The organism is Helicobacter magdeburgensis (assembly GCF_000765825.2).
Classification (GTDB): domain Bacteria; phylum Campylobacterota; class Campylobacteria; order Campylobacterales; family Helicobacteraceae; genus Helicobacter_C; species Helicobacter_C magdeburgensis.
The window spans coordinates 167710-185044 of sequence record NZ_JRPE02000001.1 but is presented as its reverse complement, the minus strand read 5'-3'; the positions used below and the strand labels follow the sequence as shown (position 1 = coordinate 185044).

Here is a 17335-nt window from a genome sequence, read left to right as displayed (position 1 = left end):
TTTATTGCGTGATAGGCTTTAAGTTTGAAGTGTTTAGACTTAGAGCCGTAATCCATTCTAACTTAACAAAGGAGCATTATGAATAAGATTCTCAGTATAGGGTTGTGGGCGATTGTTTCGCTCATTGGTGCTTACTGCTTTGGTGTCTTGGCGTTGCATACGGGTGAAAGCATTTCAGCAGTGTGGATTGTGGTAGCGGCGGTATGTATTTATGCCATAGCGTATCGCTATTACTCTAAATACATCGCTTTTAAGGTGTTAGAGCTTGATGATAATCGTGCGACTCCTGCGGTTGTGAATAATGATGGACGCGATTTTGTGCCGACAAATAAAATCGTGCTTTTTGGACATCATTTTGCTGCGATTGCTGGAGCTGGTCCGCTTGTGGGTCCTATCCTTGCGGCACAAATGGGATATTTGCCAAGTATGATTTGGATTGTTGTGGGCGTTGTGATTGCTGGGGCGGTTCACGACTTTACCGTGCTTTTTATCTCTATGCGTAGAAATGGTAAGTCTATTGGTGAGATTATCAAACTTGAGCTAGGCAAGGGTGTGGGAAGTATCGCAATGGTTGGGATTCTAGGCATTATGATGTTGATTATTGCGATTTTAGCTCTTGTGGTTGTCAATGCCTTGGCTGAATCTCCTTGGGGACTTTTCACAATCGCTATGACAATTCCCATTGCCATTTATATGGGGCTTCATATGCGTTTTATCCGCCCGGGTAAAATTGGCGAGGCAAGTATCATTGGCTTTATCCTTTTGCTTTTAGCCTTGTATTATGGGCGTGATGTTGCGGCAAATCCGCAGTTGGCAGAGATTTTTACACTAACTCCGGTAACACTTACTTATGTAATGATAGCTTATGGCTTCATTGCGGCAATTTTGCCGGTGTGGTTCTTACTTGCTCCGCGTGATTACCTTAGCACATTCTTAAAGATTGGTGTTATTGTGCTTATGGCTGGTGGAATCTTAGTCGTTATGCCTGAAGTGCGATTTGAAAGCGTTACAAAATACATTGATGGCACGGGACCTGTCTTTAGCGGACAGCTTTTCCCATTCTTGTTTATCACCATTGCTTGTGGGGCGATTAGCGGATTCCACGCTTTAATCTCAAGTGGGACAACGCCAAAAATGCTAGAGAAAGAATCTCACGCACGAATGGTGGGTTATGGCTCTATGCTTATGGAATCTGCAGTGGCTGTAATGGCACTTATCGCAGCGGTGATTCTCACACCCGGGCTTTATTTTTCAATCAATGTCGCTCCTGCGGCACTTGGCACAGCTGGGGTAAAAGATGTCGCAGAAGCAGCAGCCATTGCTGCACAGACGATTAGTAGCTGGGGCTTTGTCATCACGCCTGAAGACATTCTTGGTATGGCAAAAGAAGTGGGAGAGCCGACAATTTTGAGCAAAACCGGTGGTGCGCCGACATTTGCTATTGGACTAGCGACCATCATTTCTCAAGTGCCACTTTTCAATCAAGGCTCTATGGCATTTTGGTATCACTTTGCGATTTTGTTTGAAGCATTGTTTATTCTTACAGCTGTTGATGCGGGGACTAGAGCAGGACGCTTTATGGTGCAAGATGTGCTAGGAAATGTCTATAAGCCTATTGGTAACATTCACTCAATGTTTTGGGGTGTTGTGGCGACATTAATTTGTGTAGCTGGTTGGGGTTATATCCTTTATCAAGGTGTTACAGACCCACAAGGTGGGGTAAAATCACTTTGGACACTCTTTGGTGTTTCTAATCAAATGTTAGCGGGAATGGCGTTACTCACCGTGATTGTAGTGCTTTTCAAAATGGGTAAAGCAAAACAAGCTTGGGTGGCTATTGTCCCGGCAGCTTGGGTGCTTATTAGCACGCTCTATGCTGGAATCTTAAAACTTCTTCCAGCAAATGGTGAAAAGGTGCACGATGCGGTAAGCCACATAGCATTATGGCAGATTAATAGCCAAAAGGCAGCGGCAACTATGCAAAAGATTCAAGAAACAACAGATGAAAGTGTCATTACAAATCTTACAGCTGAAGCGGCGAAATTTGCTACTATTGCAAATAATAATCTCATCAATGCTTTGCTTTGTGGCTTGTTTATGGTGGTTACTTGTTTAATTTTGATTAAATGCGTGATGATTTGTTGGCGTTGTGCTAATGGAGAGAAACTCCCAATGGCTGAAAGTCCATATCGTAAGGCAAGTGATTTTGAAGGGCGTATGGCAGGAGTGCATTAAAAGTGCATTAGATTCTGCCTTTTAGATTCTTGCTTATGATTCTAAGCTTAGTTGCTTAGAATCTCCGCCTTTGTAGGAGTGGCTTTTAGGCTTATCTTACGGGGCGGAAATCCATAAAGATTCTGTTAAGCTCAATGTAAAGTGAAAAAATGTGAAATCCTGTATCATTTTGAAATAGTGTAGGCGTAAGGCTTGTTATGTTTTTTTTTTTTTTTTTTGTAAAGTGTTACGACAACAAAAAATACAAGGCAATCTGTGGAATAAAGGTATATAGGACTTATGCGGAGGTGCGAGATGAAAAGGTATATTTTTTTGCTGTGTGGAATTTCTCTGTGTTTATTGCAGGGGCGTGAAAGCATTGATAGGATTGGGATTCAGGAGGCGTGGTTTAATCACAAGGCTGGAAAGAGTGAGTTTAACGCCGCACATACGATGCTCTATTATGAGTATGAGACGATTTATGATAATCGCTTCGCACATAATGGATTTGTAGGTCTTGGTGGCAGTGCTGGGAATCTTAATGGCATTGCTCCTGTTGTGGGTTCTGAACTTTTAAGCACAGCACCCGTGCGTGGGGGCTTGGGGATAAATATTGATATAAATTTTGGCTTGGGCTATTACTTCATCACACGCACAAGGGATAACCCACTTTATCTTGGCATAGGGTTGCGTGAATCTACTGGGGCGATTACTTATGGCAATATGCCCATTGCAGCACAACTTGGTGGGACCTATCTGCCCTTGGAGTTACGCGGTAATGTAGCCTTAAATCATAAGGTAAAGCTAGAATATCTTGCTTCGTATGATGTGCTTTTAGGCACAGGTGGCGGTGTGGGCGTGAATGGTAGCAACCAATCCCATACATTGTCATTTGATGGAGGGCAAAATGCACTACGTTTTATGCTGGGGCTTCGGTATTATGTGAATGAAACTTCTTTTTTCTTTACTCAGCTTTATGCAAGGTTTGAAAGCTTGGGTGCATCTTCAAGCCTTAATGTCAGTATGCCAGCAGATTCTACCACGCCGGGTGTAATTGCGGGTGCGAGTGCTACAATCCACTATCCTAAATCCCACACAAGCTTTGTAGGCTTACGCGTGGGCTTTGGGTTTTAGGAGGTGCTGTGATGAAAACTAGAATCTTAGCTCAATTTAAAGCTTATGTGCTAGGTATGCTATGTGTGGGTTTTGGCATATTTGGCGTGGCAGAAAGCCTAGCAGATGAAGAATATATCGCTTATGGCAGTCAAAAAAGCCTTATGAAAAGCGGCTTGTATCGCTCTCTGGGCTTTTATACGGGCTATCATCATTATGGTGAAGTAGGGCGTGATGGCTCTAGGGTAATGCGAATAGATACCGCAACTTTTGGGCTTATGGGGGAGCTTGGCTTGGTAAATCCTTTGGGGATAAAGCTTGAGGGGAGTGCAAGGCTTGGGTATGCACTTGGAATCTACACAGGCGGCATACTTGATACGGATAATACACAAAGAAATGGACAAAGGGTTATCAGTATGATGGGTATGTCTGCTGGTGATGTAGAGCTAAGGGGTGGATATAATCTTTTAAAAGCTTCTCAAATGGCGAGTTTGTATCTCCAAGGTGGTTTGGGCTATTTTTTCAACCGCACAGAATTTATGATAATGGATAGACTTCAAGGCTACTTGTATGTGCCGCTTGAGTTTGAGGGTGAAGTGTATATAGGCAATAAAGGTGTGCTAAACTACGGACTAGGCTATCGGTATTTAATTTTTGGTAATCATCTCTCCACCGCCTCGGAGTATGGATTCAATGATGATTATTATGTAACGCAAAAAAATGGCTTTGGGTTAAATGCCTTTATCGGTCGCACATATTATGGCAAAGATTCTACATCGCGATCTATCCGCTTAGTATATGAGTATTGGCATATTGGTGCAGCAGATCCTATGCGGACAAGCAGTAGTATTACAGGTGATCCCACAGCAATCTATGAGCCAGAAAACTCAACGCATAGATTGCTTTTACAGTATAGTTATGGATTCTAAAAAGGAGAGTGTAAAAAAGTGAAAAAACTATTTGCTAGGCTTAAAGCTCTCTATCGGCGAAGTGATAGATTCTTTCACTTGCTGGTGGGTATGCCAAGCTATGATAAATATGTAGAACATATGAGAATCCACCACCCCGATAAGATTCCAAAAACGCAAAAAGAGTTTTTTGCCGAGGCATTAGAGGCAAAATACGGAGCGGGTAGGACAAAGTGCTGATAAGGATAAACTCGCAAGGTTTGCGATGACAAAAACTTATCTTCATTTTGCTACAATATGGTTTTAAACTCTTAAATTCTAAAGGAAAGCGGTGCTAGGCTATATTCTTAAGCGTTTGTTGTTGCTTATCCCCACGCTTTTGGGGGTTATGACTATTAACTTCTTGCTTATGCAACTCTCCCCGGGCGGTCCGGTGGAGCAAAGTATCGCTAAAATGGAAAATCTCTCTCAAATTACCGAAGCCCCAACAGGCTCAAATACGCTTTACAAAGGCTCTGTGGGGCTAGATTCTGAACTTATTGAAGAGATAAAAAAACTCTATGGTTTTGATAAATCTTTAAGTGAGCGGTATGTTGAAATGCTATGGCGGTTTGTGTGTTTTGACTTTGGCGAGAGCTTTTACGCACAATCAAGTGTGCTTTCAATCATCGCTCAAAAACTCCCTGTGTCTATCTCTCTAGGCGTGTTTAGCACACTGCTGATTTATCTTATCAGCATTCCATTGGGTATTGCAAAGGCGGTGCGGAATGGCTCAAAATTTGATGTGCTAAGTAGCGTTGTGATTGTGGTGTTAAATGCGATTCCGGCGTTTATGTTTGCGGTGGTGCTTGTGGTGCTATTTTGTGGGGGGAGCTACTTTGATATATTCCCTTTGCGTGGGCTAGTGAGTGAGAATTTTGAATCTTTAAGCGTTGTTGGGAAGATTGTAGATTATTTGTGGCATTTATTTTTGCCGGTGCTGTGTATTTCTATCGGTGGGCTTGCGACTTTGAGTATGCTCAGTAAAAATTGCTTTTTAGAAGAGATTCATAAAAGCTATGTGATGAGTGCTAGGGCAAAGGGCGGGAGTGAAAGACATATCTTGTATAAGCATATTTTTCGCAATGCGATGCTTTTGATTGTGAGTGGATTCCCTGCGGTGTTTGTGGGAGCGTTTTTAAGCGGGAGTTTGCTCATAGAGATTATTTTTAGCCTTGATGGGCTTGGGCTTTTAGGCTATGAGAGTGTGGTTAATCGCGATTATCCTGTGGTGTTTGGGACATTATATATTTTTACCTTTATCGCCCTTGTGATAGGCATTATTAGCGATATTTTGTATTGCTTTATTGATCCTAGGATTCATTTTGGAAGTAAAAATGTCTAAGATTCAAAAACGCATAGAATCTACGCATAGAGAATCTATAAAACAAAGCAATTTGCAACTGCGTTGGGCAGTATTTAAGCAAAATAAACGCGCATTTTACTCTTTGATTGTCTTTCTTGTGCTGTTTGTGTGTAGCGTGTTTGCGGAGTTTATTGCTAATGAAAAGCCCCTTTTTATCTATAAAGATTCTAAGATGTATTTTCCTGTGTTTGTGGATTACCCAGAGAGTGCGTTTGGTGGGGATTTTCAAACGCCTTGTGATTACCTTGATAGCTATGTGAGAGATGAGCTATTAAAAGACGCCTTTGTGCTAAGGACAATGATTCCTTATAGCTATGATAGCATTATTATGGATTTAAACGCTCAAGCCCCCACGCCTCCGGATTCTAAGCATTGGCTTGGCACAGATGATAAGGCAAGAGATGTAGCAAGTCGGCTACTTTATGGATATAGAATCTCCATTATTTTTGCTCTTATTTTAAGTGTGTGTAGTGTAGTGATAGGCGTTGTGGTGGGAGCATTGCAGGGGTATTATGGTGGGGTGTTGGACTTAATGGGACAAAGAATGATAGAGATTTTTAATGCTGTGCCTATTTTATTTGTGATTATTATCATCTCAAGTGTGTTTGAGCCTAGCTTTTGGTGGATTCTGTGTGTGGTGGGGGCATTTTCGTGGATTTTGCTTGTGAATCTTGTCCGGGCTGAATTTTTAAAGGCTAGGAATTTAGAGTATGTTAAAGCCGCTCAAGCAATGGGAGTAAGTGATATAAAAATCATTTTTTCATATATCCTGCCTAATGCGATGAGTGCGACTTTGACTTTCACGCCTTTTATTATGGCAGGAAGCATTGTAACGCTAAGTAGCCTTGATTTTTTGGGCTTTGGTATGCCCGTTGGAAGTGCGAGTTTAGGTGAGTTACTTTCCCAAGGTAAAAATAATCTCATCTCACCACATTTAGGCATTAGTGCGTTTTTGGCTTTGTGTGTGCTGCTTTCAATCCTTGTATTTATCGGCGAGGGGTTGCGTGATGCACTTGATCCGCATATTAAAGCACATCTTAAAGCTCACATTAAAGAAACTGGGCGAGAATCTAGCCTAGATCCAAAAGATTCAAAGCAGGGCGTGTAATGCTAAACATCTCTCATCTTAATGCTCATTTTCTGCATTCTGCTCGTTTTGGTTTGCAAGATATTTGCTTACACATTAAGCCCGGCGAGAAAGTTGCATTAGTTGGTGAATCTGGCTCGGGCAAGAGTATGTTGGCTCAACTTATTTTGAAGCTCAATCCGCATATTGCTTTGCAAAGTGGTAGTGTGGAGTTTGAGAATAAAAATCTAGCAACACTCACGCAAAAAGAGCTAGAATCTCTGCGTGGCAGGGACATTGCCTATATCCCACAAGAGCCGCTTTCAAGCCTTAATCCCCTTCATAAAGTCGGCAAACAAATAATGGAGAGCTTTTATCTCCACGCTAATGAGCTTTACCCCCATCTTAAAGGCAGGGCTTTAGCAAATAAGGCAAAAGAGCGATTAGCAGAGCTTTTAGCATTAATTGGGCTAGATTCTAGCTTGGCTCACGCTTATCCCTTTGAACTAAGCGGGGGGCAGAAGCAACGCGTAGCTATTGCGATGAGTATTGTGAATAATCCAAAATTGCTTATTTGCGATGAGCCTACGACTGCTCTAGATGTGCTGGTGCAGCGGCAAATTATGGAGCTGCTTTCAAGCCTAGCAAAGCAGAGTGCGATTTTGTTTATTAGCCACGATTTGGGCGTTGTGCGGGAGTTTGCCGATAGGGTGGTGGTGCTAAAAGATGGCAAGATTGTAGAATCTGCTTTGAGTGAGAAGCTTTTTAACGCCCCGCAGCATTCCTATACGCGATTTTTAATTGAATCTTTAAAGCTCCCTAAACGCAAGGCTTTAGAGCAAGCAGGCCACGATTTTATGCAACAAGACATTGTGCTAAGGGCTAGGGATTTAAGTGTGGGGGTAAAAAAGCAAGGATTTTTCACAAGCACTTATAAGCAGATTCTATCCCCATTAAGTTTTTGCCTGAAAAAAGGGCAGATTCTAGGAATCGCTGGGGAATCTGGCGGTGGGAAGTCTAGCCTTGCCCTAGGGCTTTTGCATTTGCTTGAGACAAAGGGGGAGTTATATCTTAATGAAAGGCAGATTAAACGCACAAAGGCAGATGTGAAGCTTTTGCGAAGGCAAATCAGTATGGTGTTTCAAGACCCTTTTTCTTCACTCTGCCCGCGGTTTCGTGTTGGCGATATTATCAAAGAAGCGTTGGGAAAGCTCCCTCAAGAGATAGAAAATAAGGCAAAAAATGAAGCATATAGGGAAAAAATCGCGTGGGCTTTGGAAATGACAGGGCTAGATTCTAGCTTGGCTCACGCCTATCCCTTTGAACTAAGCGGGGGGCAGAAGCAACGCGTAGCCATTGCTAGGGCGATTGTAAGAGAGCCTAAGATTTTATTGCTTGATGAGCCTACAACCGCCCTTGATAAAAGCTCTCAAAAGCTCATACTCACGCTTTTATTAGAACTACAAGAGAAAATGCAGATGAGCTATATTTTTATCACGCACGATTTAGAGATTTTGCGAGAGTTGAGTGATGAAGTGTTGATTTTACACAAGGGTGTGGCGGTGGAGTATGGCACAAGTGAGAATGTGTTTGAAACTCCGCAGAGTGTGGAAGCAAGGGCTTTGATAGAAGCGTTTTTTGGTAAATAAAAGAAAAAGGGAGTGAAAAATAATGCTAGATTCAAGTTTTGATTTATTTATGGCGTTAAAAAAGCAGAATCTATTAAGCGGACTGCCTAGCTGGTGGTGGGAGGGCTATGGCACTTTTGATGTGGTGTTGGGCAGTATTTTAACGCAAAATACGCAGTGGAGTAGGGTGGAAAAAAGCCTAGATTCTATGCGAAAGGCTGGAATCTTAGAAGAGCCTAGCAAAAGTGAATCTAATCTTATGCGAGTGGTTGGGCTAGATTCTTATGTGCTTGAAAGTCATATCAATGGATTCCAAAAGCAAAAGTCTGTGCGGATTGTGAATCTTGCTAGGGCGATTATCCGCGATTTTGGGAGTTTTAAGGCGTTTGTAGAATCTGTAAGTTTAGAGTGGTTATTAGAGCAAAAGGGCATAGGGTGTGAAAGTGCATATAGCATTTTGAATTATGCGTGTTTGCGGGAATATATGGTGGTAGATAAATATACTTACAAGCTTTTATGTGCGTTGGGGCGGCAGATAGATGACTATGAGGAGCTAAGGGAGTTTTGTGAGTGTGGGATAAGGGAGAATCTAGATTCTGTGCTTGAGCTGTATAAGGGCGAGATAAATGATATAAGTTTGGGGCAGATTTTTGCGAGATTCCACGGCAAGATTGTGGAGTTTGGGAAAAGAAAGGGCGATATTGCGAGTTTAAAGGAAGCAATGGGTTTAAACTAAGCTAAGAATATTTTAAGTAAGTAAGTATTTGACTTTGTGTTTTTAAAAACACAAAGAAGGCTTTTGCCACCTTTGGTTTGAGTATTTGAATCTCATATAAGAAAAAAAGCTTATTTAAAGCGTTTTTTACATTTTGGGTAGTAGAATTCTGCTGTTTTCAAATACATTTAAGGAGGAAGTAATGAGAGAAGTGCGATTTGAAGATATTAAATCTGCTGTTGCCAAACTTGCCATTGACGCGTGTTGTATCCAAACGCCGGATATTAAGCGTGCCTTTGTAGCTGCAAAAGAGAGTGAGAAATCCGAGCTTGGGAAAAATATCCTTAACACACTAATGGAAAATGGAAAAATTGCCGAAACAAATATGATGGCTATCTGTCAAGATACGGGAATGACCGTGGTATTTGTGGAGATTGGGCAAGATGTGCATATCGTTGGGGGTTACCTTGAAGATGCGATTAATGAAGGGATTAAAGAGGGCTATACAAATGGCTATTTGCGAAAGTCAGTTGTAGCCGAGCCACTCTATGAGCGTAAAAATACCACAAATAACGCTCCTGCTGTGATACATACACGCATTGTAAAGGGCGATAAATTGCATTTAAAAGTCTGCCCTAAAGGCTTTGGAAGTGAGAATAAGAGTATTTTAAAAATGCTTGTTCCTGCTGATGGTATTGAGGGAGTGAAAAAGGTTTTCACAGAAGCGGTTAAACTTGCTGGACCAAATGCGTGTCCGCCTATGGTGATTGGTGTAGGTATCGGCGGGACAATGGAAAAGGCTGCTCTTTTAGCCAAACAAGCCGCAGTGCGTGAGATAGATTCTAAAAACGCCGATGAGCGATATGCTAAGCTTGAGGAAGAACTCCTTGAGATTGCGAATAAAACAGGTGTTGGACCACAAGGGCTAGGTGGCACGACAACGGCATTTAAGGTCAATGTAGAGTGGTATCCCACACATATTGCCGGGCTTCCTGTTGCGGTGAATATTAACTGCCACGCTGCACGACACGCTGATATTGAGCTATAAGCATTTAAGGAGGAGAAAATGACAGAGCCAAAGAAAATCACAGCACCTTTGAGTAAAGAAGTGGCAAAAAGCCTAAAAGCTGGGGAGAGTGTGCTTATAAGCGGAACGATTCTAGCTGCACGAGATGCTGCACATAAGGCATTAACCGAAGCATTGGCAAGGGGAGAAAAGCTCCCTGTGGATTTGGCAGGTGAAACAATTTACTATCTTGGTCCTACTCCTGCAAAGCCTGGCAATGCGATAGGTTCAGCAGGTCCCACAACAAGCGGGAGAATGGATAAATACACGCCTACAATCATAGAGCAGGGTATTCACGGAATGATAGGCAAGGGCTATCGCAGTCAAGAAGTGGTGGATTCTATGGTGAAGCACGGCGTTGTGTATATGGTGGCTGTGGGTGGTGCAGCGGCACTTATCTCTAAATGTATCACAAAGTATGAAGTGTTAGCTTACCCAGAGCTTGGACCTGAAGCGGTAGCAAGGCTTACGATTGAGAATTTCCCAGCGATTGTGGCTATTGATTCACAAGGGAATAACTACTATGAAGTGGGACAAGCCCCTTACAAACTCATCTAACTTCTTTTTTGAGATTCTCTCTTATATTTGGGGAGAATCTCAAGTGTAAAAAATCTTATAAATCTCTGCTGTTGTGTTAAATCTTTAGTTTGTTTTGTTTTAATGAGAGCTTTTAAGTCTTGGATTCTATTTTAGTTTTCTATAAATCAAGTGGAATGGAATACTAGATTTTTGTTTTGAATTTTGTGGATTTTTTCTTTAAAGGGGAGGGGCTTGAATTGCGAAATCACCCCTCCCCCTTAAAATCCCCCACCCAATGACGCTTTCAAAGTAGGCGATTCACTTTGTGAATTGCCACCATTGATTTTAGCACGCTTAAGGTCGTGGCTTAAGCGTAGGACTAGCTCATCAGCATTTTACTATTGTAGAATCTGCTTGAGATTCTGCGGGGGGTTAGAATCGGTATTTTGCGCCGAAGGTTAGGAGTTGGAGTTGTCCTAAGCCGTCTTTACTTCTAAGAAAGCTTTTGCGATTATCTTTCAAAGCTAGAGAGTAGGCGACACCTACATCGGCTTTGCCGTCCCATAGCTCATATCTCGCACCTAAGCCAAAGGCATAGGCGTTTGCATCTGGAATCCCAAACTGCCCTTGTGGAGCGGGAGTCTTATCATAGGCAAAGCTCCCCATAATTTTGAGTTTTGGGGAGTGCTGATAGGTAAGCCCTAGGCGATAGGCGGTTGCGTCTTTCCAGCCATTACCATACGCCACAGCGGAATAATCTGCTGCACCTAGCATTTCATCGGGTTTAACATAATCAGCCGTATTACCCATATTAAGTGGCAAATCAACACCTGTGATATTTTGTGTAAATTTTTGATTAGCATAGGCAAATTCAAAGATTCTAGCTTTGCCATAGTAAGTTGTCTCCATTACAAATTCGGCTAGGACTTTGCCAAATCTTTTAGCAATGGCGATATTGACAATAGGGGGTAAATCGGCTCCAAGGGTTAAATCTGCGTCCATTCCTATTGTGCCACTTGCCATAGCTCCCATATCTATATAAGAAGTTGCAGACAGAGAGCCTTTCATCTCTAGGGCGATGTTTGAGCGGTAGGTAACGGCTACAAGTAAATCACTGCTTTTAAAAGGGCGGATTGTAAGAGCGAGATTATATCCATAGCCATTGGCAGCGGCATTTGAAGTTTGAGTAACTTTAGTTGTGCCTTCAGCGTGGATAAGAATGTTGCCAAGCACTGCATCTTGCTTCATATCTTGTGAGATTGGCACAAAAAGGGTATTGCCAAACTCCCCAGCCGAGTAAAGAAAGCGAAAGCCCCCACCGATAGCTACTTGGTCGCTAAGCTTAAAGCTTACTACGGGATTAAACTCCATCATCATAATCATTACATCATCTAGGAATGCTCCAGCTTCCCCGCCCCAGTCCATAGATAAGCCTGAAGGGGTTGTGAAATTTAATCCAAAGTTTGTTTTTAAGCCTAGAATCTCATAAGTGCGGGTTTTATAAAAAATCTTTGGGACGGGCTGAAGTGTCTTTTTAGCATAGCCATCAACGATAGCACCATTTTTACCACCATATTGTCCCCAGCCACCTATAGTGTTTCTAGCAGCACCACACATATTTATGCCAGAAGCTTTATCGCAGCTTAGATTCATACCCTTATCCATACTTACCGCATCAAACTCAAATGCAGGGATATAGATAATACTTGCATCTATTTCTAGCTCGTGTCTATTGCCGTATTCGCCTAGCCCCATATTTGCGGGATTATAATATGTAGAATCTGCTCCATACGCCCCAGCGATATAAGCGGAGTTTAACGCTGTGCCATTCAAACTTTGCTCCGTTAAGCGGAAACCTGAAGCTAAAAGATTTGAGCCAAAAAGACATAGATATATAAGATAAAAGATTCTCATCAATCGCATATCGCCCCCAAACTGCATTCTCTCTCTCTCTTAGTAGCTTTGTCATCAAATATCCTTACATTTGATTTAAATGATTTAAAATAATAGTTGCGTATGCAACTAATTTGAAAAGCGGAATTAAAACATAAAAGAGTTAATGAGAATCTTTTGTGCGAGTTTTAGCAAGATAAATATTAATCATCTCAACACCCAAAGAAAAGGCAATAGCAAAATAAATATAGCCCTTTGGTATATGGAAGTGCATACTATCTGCCACAAGCGTAACGCCAACAAGGATTAAAAACGCAAGGGCTAGAATCTTAATGCTAGGATTAGATTCTATAAAGCGTGAAATGCCTTGCGAGACAAAGAGCATAACACACACACTTACAATAATGGCAATAATCATCACCGGGAGAATATCCACCATACCCACCGCGGTAATCACTGAATCTAGTGAAAAGACAATATCTAGCACCATAATTTGCATAATCACTATGCCAAAGGCGGCGTATTGCTTGGCGTGGGGCTTTGAATCTTGGGGCTGTGTCATAGCGTGGATTTCTGTCGTGGCTTTGTAGATAAGGAATAATCCCCCTACAAATAGCACAATATCCCGCCCACTGACTGCAAAATCCCATAGTGTGAAAAGGGGCCTTGTAAGCTTCATTACCCAAAAAAGTGAGACAAGCAGGGCAATGCGAGAAAGCATAGCAAGGGCTAAGCCAAAGATTCTAGCTTTTTCACGCTTAGATTCAGGCAGACGAGCGATGATAATAGCTAGGAAGATAAGATTATCAATGCCTAGCACAATTTCTAAAAATATCAGCGTAGCTAGGGCTACCCACGCATTAAAATCATCAATCCAAAAAAACGCTTGATGAAAAAGATGAGAAAAATCCATTAAATCCAACCTTTTTTCTTAAAGTAGATAATGGGGAAGATTGTGGAGAGAATCATAATCACAAGCACCACAGGATAGGCAAAATCCCAATGTGTTTCAGGCATATAGTCAAAGTTCATACCATAGATTGTGCCAATGAGTGTGGGGGGCATCATCGCCACGGTAACAACCGTGAATAGCTTAATGGTTTTATTTTGCTCAATGTTGATTTGGTTTGTGAGAATGGTTTGGATATTATCTAGGGCGTGCATATTGACTGCGGTAAATTCTACAAGTGAATTTAAGTCTTTTAGCACAATGGTAATATTTTTTTTCATATCGCTATCGGCTTTATCGCTTTTAAGGATAGCAGTAATGGCACGCCTTTTATCAAAAAGGGAATCTCGCACACTCATATTCAGCTCTTGCAAAGATGAAAGCTCCTCTAGCATTTCATCATAATTTATCACTTGTGAGTTAAAGACCCTTTTTCTTAAAGCCCGAGTGTTTTTTGCTGCAGATTCTAGCAAGTCGGCGTCCTTTTCTACACGGATTTCAAAGATTTTACCGATTAAATCAAAGCCATCTTCAAACACTCTAGGCGTGGCTAGGACAATTTGCTGAATCTCATCAAACACACGGAATTCACTATAACGCAGAGTGAAAAGGATATTTTTACACAGCAAGAAGGTGATTGTTTCGTTGTGGAGTTCAGATTCTAAAGAGCGGACAAGGAAGTAGGTATTAATGGTAATGCTGCCGCTATCTTCCCAATATCTCGCGGATTGCTCAATCTCTTCTCGCTCTTCTTTTGTGGGGATTTCAAGGTTGTAAGTTTTGGAGATATGATTGACTTCATCAGTTGAAGGGTGAAAAAGGTCAATCCATAGAATCTTATCTTGCTCTTTTAATATGGCGGCACTTGTATCGTTGAGTAGCAGGCTTTCACGCACGATTAAGCCATTGCGTCTTACAAAAATATTAATCATCGTTGTTCCTTTGCTGTATTATGCTTTAAAAACGTTGTGATTGTAGCAAAAACTCGTATAATTCTTGTATAACTCTTATATAACTTTTGCTTGGTTTTGTGCTAAGTTAAATAATCCGTTGTAGAATCTAGCCTAATTTTTCCGCATATTTTGATTAAGATTCACAAGTAGAAAAGGGATTGAGAGTGAAGCATTTGCCTAATATCTTAAGCATTTCAAGGATTTTTCTAGCGATTTTATTACTTTTTGTTGCTTTGCATTATGATGTGATTTTGCCTGATTTTGTGGATAAGAGCTGGGTAAATTATCTCACTTGCCTTATTTTTTGTGTGGCGTCATTGACAGATTTTTTTGATGGATATATCGCTAGGGAATACAGGGTGCATTCGCGTTTTGGAGAGGTGTTTGATCCATTGGCGGATAAAATGCTTATACTATCGGCTTTTATTGCATTGTTGATTTTAGATAGGGCTTCGCCTTGGGCGGTATTTTTAATCCTTTCAAGGGAGTTTTTTATTACCGGTTTAAGGGTGATTATCGCTGGGAGTGGGGCAAGTGTGGCAGCAAGTGCAAGTGGGAAGTATAAAACGGGCGCACAGATTGCGGCTATTGGCTTTTTGTTAGCGGATTTTTTTCCGGGTGGGGAGGTTCTGCTATGGGTAGCAGTGGCACTCACATTGTATTCCGGGGCGGATTACACGATAAAATATGTAAAAAGCATAAATGTATGAGTAGAGATATATGAGTATTTTTATCGCTCTTTTAATCCTTTCATTTCTTGTGTTTTTCCACGAGCTGGGGCATTTTATAGTCGCTAGAATCTGTGGTGTAAAAGTAGAAGTCTTTAGCATAGGCTTTGGCAAAAAGCTTGTGTCGTGGCGGTTTGGGCAAACAGAATATGCCTTATCAATGATCCCGCTAGGTGGCTATGTCAAGCTAAAAGGGCAAGATGAAAGCAACCCTAAGCTAAAAAATTATGAAGTAGATTCTTATCTCTCTAAGTCGCCTTGGCAACGCATAGCGATTTTACTTGCTGGTCCATTTTTTAATCTCTTTTTGGCGTTTTTGTTGTATATGGCTGTTGGGCTTTTGGGAAAAGCAAGCTTGTTACCTGTGGTTGGAGAAGTGAAAGCAAACTATCCTGCGGTGAAAGCTGGGATAAAAGCAGGAGATAGGATTCTAGCGATAAATGGTAAGGAGATTAAGACTTGGGAAGAGCTAGATTCTATGATTATAGAATCTCAAGGAGAGTTAGAGCTACAGATTCAAAGAGGGCAAGGGGAATTAAAAGAAAGTCTTAGTGTGCGTGTTTTACCCACGGAGCAGGAAGCTCAAAATATTTTTAGGGAGAATATTACTCGCAAGATTATTGGCATAAGCAGTGCTGGGGCGGTTGGAATGGTGTATTACAAGGGGCTAGATTCTATTGTGTTTGGGATAGACGAGAGTATCAAGGCAAGCACGCTTATCGCTCAAAGTATTATAAAGCTTATAAGCGGAGTAGTGCCTAGCAGTGAAGTTGGCGGGGTGGTAAGCATTGTCTCTGTGATTGGTTCAGCTTCGTCATCTGGGCTAACGCATTTGCTTTGGCTTACAGCCCTAATCTCTGTGAATCTTGGAATCTTAAATCTCCTGCCTATTCCCGCCCTTGATGGAGGGCATATTATATTTAATCTCTATGAAGTGATTATGCGGAAAGCCCCGAGTGAAAATGTGGCGTATTATCTCACGCTTTGTGGTTGGGCGGTGTTGCTTGGGCTAATGCTGCTTGGGCTGTATAATGATATTTTTAGGCTTTTAGCATAAAGGGGGAAAGAAATGTTAGCTTTGCAACTTGAACGAATCTTGCGGCGGATTGAAAGGGCTAGATTGGCTTATAACGCACATCAAATCATCTCACTTGTGGCGGTGAGTAAGTATCAAAATGCAGATTCTATAAGGGCGTTGTATGAGTGCGGACAAAGGGCATTTGGTGAAAATAAGGTGCAGGACTTACGCTTGAAGGCTCAAATCTTAGATGATGTGCCTTTGGAGTGGCATTTTATAGGGAAGTTGCAGGAAAATAAGATAAATGCTCTTTTGGCATTAAAGCCTAGCCTTATTCATAGTGTAGATTCACTCAAAACCGCTCAAGCGATTCAAAAGCGTTTGCAAACGCTTTTAGGAGAAGCAAAGGTTAGGGCGTTACTCCAAATCAATGCAGCAGATGAGAAAAGCAAAAGTGGCGTGAGTGTAGAATCTGCTAAAGAAGTGTATGATGAGATTTTGCAAACCTGCCCTAATCTCATTATGGAAGGGGTGATGTGTATCGGGGCAAATAGCCCAAATCGCACTGAAGTAGAGCAAAGCTTTCAAAAGACAAGTGATATTTTTCATTCCCTGCAAGATAAGGGGGCTAAGATTCTCTCTATGGGAATGAGTGGGGATTTTGAAATTGCCATTGCTTATGGGGCAAATCTCGTGCGTATCGGCTCAAAGCTGTTTGAAGGACATTGAGTAAGCTATAACAAAGGAGTGGATAAATGAAAATTTTGTGGATTCTAGGAATTTTGGTGTGCGGGGCTTTTGCACAAAGCTCTTTGGTGCATATTATGCAAAATATGGAATATGCGATGAATCAAATGGAAAAAGGCTTTTTATATAATAAAAAAGAGTGGATTGATGAGGGGTTGGCGGAGTTTAAGATGCTCAATAAGGAATTGCAATGCACAGATCCAAATACTTATCTTGGTGCGACACAAAGGCGAAATATTAATGTCGTAAGTGGGATTGTGGATAGGAGTGCTGAAAATATTGAAGTGCTGGAGCGGTTTTTGAAACAAAATGAAATGATGAAAAGTGCTGATGTGTATGGGCGGATTCTCTCTGGGTGTGTGAGCTGCCACGCTATCGCACGAGGCTGGTAGAAATGCTAGTGGAGAGAGAAT

General features: G+C 41.6%; 17 protein-coding genes. 14 read left to right on the top strand and 3 right to left on the bottom strand.

The genetic code is table 11. The features are described from left to right. Positions 1 to 78 precede the first annotated feature (78 nt). The 10 genes from LS74_RS00920 (at position 79) to LS74_RS00875 (ending at position 10673) form a co-directional block, all read left to right on the top strand. Positions 79 to 2235, top strand: coding sequence for a carbon starvation CstA family protein (locus LS74_RS00920; protein WP_034588525.1), 2157 nt, complete (start codon positions 79 to 81; stop codon positions 2233 to 2235). Positions 2236 to 2529: 294 nt separating this feature from the next. Then, positions 2530 to 3348: a hypothetical protein gene (locus LS74_RS00915; protein WP_236096739.1), complete on the top strand. Its 819-nt coding sequence runs from the start codon at positions 2530 to 2532 to the stop codon at positions 3346 to 3348. 11 nt (positions 3349 to 3359) lie between these two features. Continuing rightward, positions 3360 to 4256 carry a hypothetical protein gene (locus LS74_RS00910; RefSeq protein WP_034588522.1) on the top strand — a complete coding sequence of 299 codons (897 nt, stop codon included), beginning with the start codon at positions 3360 to 3362 and terminating at the stop codon, positions 4254 to 4256. Between the two features lie 18 nt (positions 4257 to 4274). Next, on the top strand, positions 4275 to 4475 hold the full coding sequence (gene kcuS, locus LS74_RS00905) for a KCU-star family selenoprotein (protein ID WP_002956502.1): 201 nt from the start codon (positions 4275 to 4277) through the stop codon (positions 4473 to 4475). A gap of 91 nt (positions 4476 to 4566) precedes the next feature. Next, positions 4567 to 5619: a microcin C ABC transporter permease YejB gene (gene yejB / locus LS74_RS00900; RefSeq protein ID WP_034589547.1), complete on the top strand. Its 1053-nt coding sequence runs from the start codon at positions 4567 to 4569 to the stop codon at positions 5617 to 5619. Then, positions 5612 to 6748, top strand: coding sequence for an ABC transporter permease (locus LS74_RS00895; protein WP_138128667.1), 1137 nt, complete (start codon positions 5612 to 5614; stop codon positions 6746 to 6748). The genes yejB and LS74_RS00895 overlap by 8 nt, the downstream gene beginning before the upstream one ends. Then, entirely contained in the window at positions 6748 to 8355 is a 1608-nt protein-coding gene (locus LS74_RS00890; RefSeq protein WP_138128659.1) for an ATP-binding cassette domain-containing protein, read from the top strand. Before LS74_RS00895 ends, LS74_RS00890 begins: the two co-directional genes overlap by 1 nt. Before the next feature lie 22 nt (positions 8356 to 8377). Continuing rightward, entirely contained in the window at positions 8378 to 9070 is a 693-nt protein-coding gene (locus tag LS74_RS00885) for a 3-methyladenine DNA glycosylase (RefSeq protein WP_034589276.1), read from the top strand. A 181-nt stretch (positions 9071 to 9251) separates the two neighbouring features. Further along, positions 9252 to 10097, top strand: coding sequence for a fumarate hydratase (locus tag LS74_RS00880; protein ID WP_034589277.1), 846 nt, complete (start codon positions 9252 to 9254; stop codon positions 10095 to 10097). Between the two features lie 18 nt (positions 10098 to 10115). After that, on the top strand, positions 10116 to 10673 hold the full coding sequence (locus LS74_RS00875) for a Fe-S-containing hydro-lyase (protein ID WP_034589279.1): 558 nt from the start codon (positions 10116 to 10118) through the stop codon (positions 10671 to 10673). A 393-nt stretch (positions 10674 to 11066) separates the two neighbouring features. On the opposite strand, the gene LS74_RS11040 is transcribed toward LS74_RS00875, so the two are convergent. The 3 genes from LS74_RS11040 to corA form a co-directional block, all read right to left on the bottom strand. Continuing rightward, positions 11067 to 12575, bottom strand: a complete 1509-nt coding sequence (locus tag LS74_RS11040) for an OmpP1/FadL family transporter (RefSeq protein ID WP_034589567.1) — start codon at positions 12573 to 12575, stop codon at positions 11067 to 11069. A gap of 115 nt (positions 12576 to 12690) precedes the next feature. Then, a complete protein-coding gene (locus LS74_RS00865; protein ID WP_034586202.1) occupies positions 12691 to 13440 on the bottom strand; it encodes a TerC family protein in 750 nt (249 codons plus the stop codon). Continuing rightward, positions 13440 to 14408 (bottom strand): magnesium/cobalt transporter CorA, encoded by a 969-nt coding sequence (gene corA, locus LS74_RS00860; protein WP_034586200.1) that lies wholly within the window; start codon positions 14406 to 14408, stop codon positions 13440 to 13442. Before corA ends, LS74_RS00865 begins: the two co-directional genes overlap by 1 nt. 185 nt (positions 14409 to 14593) lie before the next feature. On the opposite strand from corA, the gene pgsA reads away from it, so the two are divergent. Genes pgsA through LS74_RS00840 form a run of 4 tightly spaced genes read left to right on the top strand, consistent with a single transcriptional unit; the run spans position 14594 to position 17314 of the window. Further along, positions 14594 to 15139 (top strand): CDP-diacylglycerol--glycerol-3-phosphate 3-phosphatidyltransferase, encoded by a 546-nt coding sequence (pgsA, locus tag LS74_RS00855; protein WP_034586199.1) that lies wholly within the window; start codon positions 14594 to 14596, stop codon positions 15137 to 15139. A gap of 10 nt (positions 15140 to 15149) precedes the next feature. Further along, positions 15150 to 16214, top strand: coding sequence for an RIP metalloprotease RseP (gene rseP, locus LS74_RS00850; protein WP_034586197.1), 1065 nt, complete (start codon positions 15150 to 15152; stop codon positions 16212 to 16214). A 12-nt stretch (positions 16215 to 16226) separates the two neighbouring features. Then, positions 16227 to 16904, top strand: coding sequence for a YggS family pyridoxal phosphate-dependent enzyme (locus LS74_RS00845; protein WP_034586194.1), 678 nt, complete (start codon positions 16227 to 16229; stop codon positions 16902 to 16904). A gap of 26 nt (positions 16905 to 16930) precedes the next feature. Further along, a complete protein-coding gene (locus LS74_RS00840; protein WP_034586190.1) occupies positions 16931 to 17314 on the top strand; it encodes a hypothetical protein in 384 nt (127 codons plus the stop codon). The last annotated feature ends 21 nt before the right edge of the window (positions 17315 to 17335 follow it).